The sequence below is a fragment of the Streptomyces sp. NPDC005899 genome, assembly GCF_040629645.1.
In the GTDB taxonomy this organism is placed as follows: domain Bacteria; phylum Actinomycetota; class Actinomycetes; order Streptomycetales; family Streptomycetaceae; genus Streptomyces.
Genome location: NZ_JBEXWB010000450.1, coordinates 1 through 4,230, shown reverse-complemented (window position 1 = coordinate 4,230; position 4,230 = coordinate 1). Strand labels below are relative to the sequence as shown.

The 4,230-nt window shown below is 70.2% G+C and carries 4 protein-coding genes; 2 read left to right on the top strand and 2 right to left on the bottom strand.

All coding sequences use genetic code 11. The annotated features are described in order from the left end of the window. Window positions 1-60: 60 nt before the first annotated feature. A complete protein-coding gene (locus ABZ371_RS29660) occupies window positions 61-738 on the bottom strand; it encodes a DNA starvation/stationary phase protection protein (protein WP_358685346.1) in 678 nt (225 codons plus the stop codon). 206 nt (window positions 739-944) lie between these two features. Here ABZ371_RS29660 and ABZ371_RS29655 point away from each other — a divergent pair, with 206 nt between their 5' ends. Both ABZ371_RS29655 and ABZ371_RS29650 read left to right on the top strand, forming a co-directional pair. Beyond that, window positions 945-1,100, top strand: a complete 156-nt coding sequence (locus ABZ371_RS29655; protein ID WP_358685344.1) for a DUF6131 family protein — start codon at window positions 945-947, stop codon at window positions 1,098-1,100. Window positions 1,101-1,682: 582 nt separating this feature from the next. Then, the gene (locus ABZ371_RS29650; RefSeq protein WP_358685341.1) at window positions 1,683-3,350 is read left to right on the top strand and encodes an MFS transporter; all 1,668 of its coding nucleotides are present in this window, start codon (window positions 1,683-1,685) and stop codon (window positions 3,348-3,350) included. Window positions 3,351-3,370: 20 nt separating this feature from the next. On the opposite strand, the gene ABZ371_RS29645 is transcribed toward ABZ371_RS29650, so the two are convergent. Further along, entirely contained in the window at window positions 3,371-3,961 is a 591-nt protein-coding gene (locus ABZ371_RS29645; protein ID WP_358685338.1) for an N-acetylmuramoyl-L-alanine amidase, read from the bottom strand. Window positions 3,962-4,230 lie beyond the last annotated feature (269 nt).

Below are 4,230 nucleotides of genomic sequence, written 5' to 3'. Positions count from 1 at the left end.
GCACCGTCGCGTCGGGCACGGGTGCCGAAACACCCGGCCAGCACGGGGGAGGCGGTACGGTCAGCGGGTGGTCCGGTTCCGGCCCGCCGTCGTCTTCCTGGCACTCGACTTCTTGGCCGCGCCCTTCTTCGCCGCCGACTTCTTCGCCGCCTTGCGCGGAGCCTCCGCGCTCCCTGCGCCGGACTTGGCGGCCTGGGCCGCCTCTTCCTCACGTGACGTGCCGGCGGTGCTGAGCCGGCCCGAGCCGCTTTCGAGGTGGGCCCGCACGAACCACTGGAACTGCTCCAGGGCGCCGAGCTGGGTGATCAGCAGGTCCTGCGTGACGGGGTCGGTCTCCTCGATCTCGGCGGCCACCCGGCGGTGCGACTCGATCAGGCCGGTGTAGACGAGGTCGAGGGCGCCGAGGTGGGCGATGGCGTCGGCCCGGCCGATGCTGTAGTCGTCCCAGGCGCGCTCGGCGACGAGCACGCCCGGAGTGCCCTGGGGCTCACCGCCCAGGGCCGAGATCCGCTCCGCCACCGCGTCGGCCATTTCCCGCACCGCCGAGGTCTGGGGATCGAGCATCTCGTGGACGGCGATGAAATGAGGGCCGACCACGTTCCAGTGAATGTGCTTGAGGGTGAGCGCGAGGTCGTTGAGAGCGTGCAGACGCATGCCGAGCGAGGCGACGACCTTGCCTCCCTGTTCGACACTGAGGCCGGGGACGGTGTAACGGGGTGTGGTGGCAGAGGGGGACATGACGCTCCAGCGCTTCCGGGGGTGATTCTGCGGTTTCGAACAGCCCGCCTTCTCCCCTTTATGCCGACCGGGGAGCACTCGCGCCAATGCTGATGGACCGTTCCGGTGGGAAGCCTGTTCGCCCCGTCTGGGAAAGTGCGGGAACACGGCATATGCTCATAAGTGCACCGTAAGTATTCCGCGGCGGCGAGCGACCGGAGGCAGCCATGATCATTATCGGAGCCATCCTGCTCATCATCGGCCTGGTGGCCGGTATCGGCATTCTGTGGACCATCGGAATCATCCTGCTGGCGATCGGCGTCCTCCTGTGGGTGCTCGGCGCCGTCGGCCACGCCGTGGGAGGTCGTCGCCACTACTGGTGACGCCGAGGACGGGCCGCGAGCCCGGGCTTCCCGGCCGGGAAGCCCGGGGCCCGCACTGCTGGCGTGCTCGCCGCCACTTCGCTCTGCCCGATCCCGATGACCGGCACGGCCGGGGCGCACGGCACAGACGTCGACCCGGCCTCACACACTTACGGTGCCGGCAGCGGTGGGGCAGCGACTTCCGGAACCCGGCAACTCCCCGGCCGCGTTCCCGGATGGGCAGCTGCGCGGCGGCGGCCGCGCCGAGAGGCGCTCACCTGGGGCGACCTCCAACCGGTCACCGGACCGGCAGCTACGGCCCAGCCAGTACTGCGACATCCCGGTGGGCACCTCGGGCCTCAGCGGCCCTCACGTGGCGCACACGATCCGGCAGACGTCGACATGGACCGGACACGTACGTACTTCCTGTCGAGCGACGTGACCTTCACCGGAGCCCTGCCGCCGCCCCACAGGGCCCCGTCGGCTCGGCCGGCATGGCCTCGGCGCCGGTCGAAAATGATCGATTGGCGGGCCGGTCCCGTCCGTCCTAACGTCGATGAGTGAACGTGCTGTTCACCCCTGGCCGAAAGACAACTATTCGCCATGACGGGACTGCCGGTGAAGCCATCGTCCACTGCCAGAACTCCGGAACGGGGCCGCGGCAACGGCATGGCCCTTTTCGTGATCGCCTCCTGTCAGCTGATGGTGGTCCTCGACATCACCATCGTCAACATCGCTCTTCCGCATATTCAGACGTCGCTGGGATTCTCGACCGAGAACCTGTCCTGGGTGATCAACGCCTACACCCTGACATTCGGCGGACTGCTTCTGCTCGGTGGGCGGCTGGGTGACATCCTCGGGCGCCGCAGGGTATTCATGTTCGGCATTCTGCTCTTCTCCCTGGCCTCGTTGCTCGGAGGCCTCTCGCAGGAGTCCTGGCAACTGCTGGCAGCCCGGGCGCTCCAGGGCGTCGGCGGCGCCATCGCCTCGCCCACGGCCCTCTCCCTCATCACGACGACATTCCGTGAAGGGCCCGAGAGGAACCGGGCGTTCGGCGTGTTCGCCGCCGTCTCCGCGGGAGGCAGCGCGATCGGGCTGCTCGCGGGAGGCATCCTGGTCGAATGGCTCGACTGGCGGTGGGTGCTGTTCGTCAACGTCCCCATCGGCCTTCTCATCGCCCTCGCGACGCCCCGCTACATCAAGGAGTCCGAACGTCACCCCGGTCACTTCGACCTCCTCGGCGCCCTCACCTCCACTCTGGGCATGGTGCTGCTCGTCTACGGTTTCATCCGGGCTTCCGAGGACGGCTGGACCGACCGCCTGACCATCGGTGCCTTCATCGCGGCGGTGGTGTTCCTCGCCCTGTTCCTCGCCGTCGAGCGCGGGTCGAAGCAGCCCATCACGCCGCTGCGCATGTTCCGCGACCGCAACCGCTCCGGCGCCTACGGGATGATGCTGAGCCTCGCGGCCGCGATGTTCGGCATGTTCTTCTTCCTGACCCTCTTCGTGCAGAACGTGCTGGACTTCAGCCCCCTCCTGGCCGGACTCGCGTTCCTGCCGATCAGTGCGATCATCGCCGTCAGCGCGGGCGTCACCTCCCAGCTGCTGCCCCGATGGGGCCCCAAGCCGTTCATGGTGGTGGGTGCGCTCCTGGCGGCGGCCGGGCTCGCCTGGCTGACGCTCACCGACGTGCACAGCAGCTACCTGGGGAGCATCCTCGGTCCCACCCTCGTCTTCGGCTCGGGCATGGGCATGCAGTTCGTGTCGCTGACGCTGATGGCGGTGTCCGGAGTGGTCCCCCGGGAGGCGGGGGCCGCGTCCGGTGTCCTCAACGCCACCCAGCAGGTGGGCGGGTCGCTGGGACTCTCCATCCTCGTCACCGTGTTCGGGACGGCCAGCCGGAACGAGGCGGCCGACCAGGTGCCCCGCTTCCTGTCGCAGGCCACCCCGGCCCAGCGACTGGAGTTCCGCCGTACCGGGGAACTGCCGGGCCGCTGGGGTGACCAGGTGCTGGCCTCGGGAGTGTCGAGCGCGTTCGTCGTGGCGGCGATCATGGCCGTCGTCGCCGCGCTGATCGCCCTCTTCGTCATCCAGGTCCGTGCGACGGACCTGGAACGCCTGCGTGGCGGGGCCATGATGCCACCGGTGGCCGACGAGACCCCGGACGCCGGACGCGGGCACGCGGCCGGGGCCGGCGGCACCGGGAGCCCTCCGGGCAGGCGCGCCGGCGGGGACGGACCCGGCGGGGACGGCCTCGCACCAGGGGGCTGACCGCGAAGCCCCCCCGGCGGTCACAGAAGATTGACGAGGCGTACGTAGCGCACCCAGTCCCAGTTGCCCCCGGGATCCGTGTGGTCGCTGCCCGGCACCTGGTGGTGACCGATGATGTGCGCGCGGTCCTTGGGGAGGCCGTGACGGTCGCAGATGTCCGCCGTCAACCGGGCCGACCGTTCGTACATGGCGTGCGTGAAGTAGGCCGGCTGATCCACCCAGCCCTCGTGCTCGATGCCGATGCTGCGGGTGTTGTAGTCCCAGTTGCCGGCGTGCCAGGCGACGTCCTTCTCCCGGACGCACTGGGCCACGAGCCCGTCGCCCGACCGCACCACGTAGTGTGCGGACACCTGTTTGGCCGGGTTCTGGAAGATGCCGATGGTCTCGGAGAACGTCTGCTGGGCGACGTGGATGACCACGAAGTCGACCGGATAGGCCGCGGGCCGGTTCGACACGGTGTAGTTCGAGGCGGAGGCCGGGGCCCACTGGGCCGACGGGTGGTCGGTCCCGGCGGCCGGGCCGGCCGGGGCGGCCCCCGCGCGGACGGAGGCGGGTAAGAGGGCTGCGGCGGCCGTGACCGCGGCACCCTGAAGGATCCGTCTGCGCTGCATCGGCACTCCTGTCGGTGAGGGACGTCCGTCGTGCGCGGCGTGCTGTCCGGCATGCGGTACGGACGACGCGCCGCCCCACCGTACGGGCGCCGTGCGCGGGACGGAAGGCTGCCGGACGGGGGATCAGTCGGCAGCCCGCTTCCGCGCGGGGGACGGCCGCTCGGTGCCGCTGCCGACCTGACCACCACGGCCTCGGAGGCATCCGCCCCGCCGGTCGCCCGAGCGGGGCCCACGCGGGTGCTCAGGAGCCGGACAGCAGGCCGGCCAGT